The 1,170-nt window shown below is 61.4% G+C and carries 2 protein-coding genes; both read left to right on the top strand.

What is annotated here, in order from left to right; translation table 11 throughout:
- Positions 1-395 precede the first annotated feature (395 nt).
- Entirely contained in the window at positions 396-785 is a 390-nt protein-coding gene (locus tag AC097L_RS25395) for a YkvA family protein (RefSeq protein ID WP_479589478.1), read from the top strand.
- A gap of 49 nt (positions 786-834) precedes the next feature.
- Positions 835-1,170, top strand: a 336-nt coding sequence (locus AC097L_RS25390; protein WP_479589477.1) for a LysE family translocator, incomplete at its 3' end; no start/stop codon positions are given.

Here is a 1,170-nt window from a genome sequence, read left to right as displayed (position 1 = left end):
TGTTGAAAAAGACCTGTGCAGGCTCGACACCTATTGGTCTTGCGGCGACTGCGGCAGCATATTCCGGTCAATCAAGCGATTCATTGCGAATCAAAATCCGGTCGTTCTGATTCCAACGTGTCATAACTTGGGAGTTTGGTTTTGGTGAAGAAGAAGCATGAGCAGGCGGAAGGACTGTTTGGCAGCGTAACCGGGTCTTCGGAAATTCAAAATGCCCGCCCGATACCTGTCATTAGTGTCGGGAGGCCGACTGTCTGCTGACTGGTCGAGATTTCAACCAAATGGGCACCCGAAGTCGACCAGAAGCGGGACTTGAAGTAGGTAAGCGCCAGAGACGCGCCGCAGAGGCCCGTGACAATAGGGACATAAGGCGAATCTCTGACAAAATTGCGCCCATGAGCATCAGCGACAACTTGAAAAACTGGGCCAAGCGAATCAAACGCGACGGCGTGACGCTGTGGTTTGCGGGCCAGCACCCGGGCACGCCGTGGTACGCCAAGGCGCTGGGCGGCCTGGTGGTGGCGTATGCGCTGAGCCCGATCGACCTGATTCCCGACTTCATCCCCGTGCTGGGCTATGTGGACGATGTGCTGCTGCTGCCGGGCCTGATCTGGCTCACCATCCGGCTGCTGCCGCCCGAGGTGCTGGCGGACTGCCGGGGCCAGGCCGACGCGTGGATGCAGGCCCAAAAGGCCAAGCCGCGTAGCTGGATCGGCGCGGTGCTCATCGTGGCCGTATGGGTGGCGCTGGGTGCGGCGGCCTGGTGGTGGCTTCCGTGGGGTTGAAGCCTGCATCGGGTAAATTGGTAAACCCCCACCGCACTGTGCACGCCCCATGACACCCTCCGCCTGGCTCCTGTTCATCACCATTTCCCTGGTGACCGCGTTCACCCCCGGCCCAGCCGTGCTGCTGGCGATGTCCAACACGATGGCATGGGGCCTGCGCAAGACGCTGTTGGGCAGTTCCGTCGGCAGCGCGGTAGGGGTTTTTGTGGTGTCGGGCATTGCCATGGCCGGGCTGGGCACCTTGCTGCATACCTCGGCATGGCTGTTAGCCGGGCTGAAGACCGCCGGGGCGCTGTACCTGATGTACCTGGGCTACCGCCAGTGGACCCATCCCGGCTCGGTGTTCAGCAAGACCACCCAGGTCGTGGAGCAAGCCGACAAATCC

This window comes from Rhodoferax sp. RT5P35 (assembly GCF_056521385.1).
Note: the sequence above shows the minus strand (reverse complement) of the source record. Positions and strands in the feature narration are given on the sequence as shown.

Bases quoted from the DNA above. Each gene is read 5' to 3' on its own strand.
- AC097L_RS25395 (WP_479589478.1), top strand. From the start codon at position 396: ATGAGCATCAGCGACAACTTGAAAAACTGGGCCAAGCGAATCAAACGC.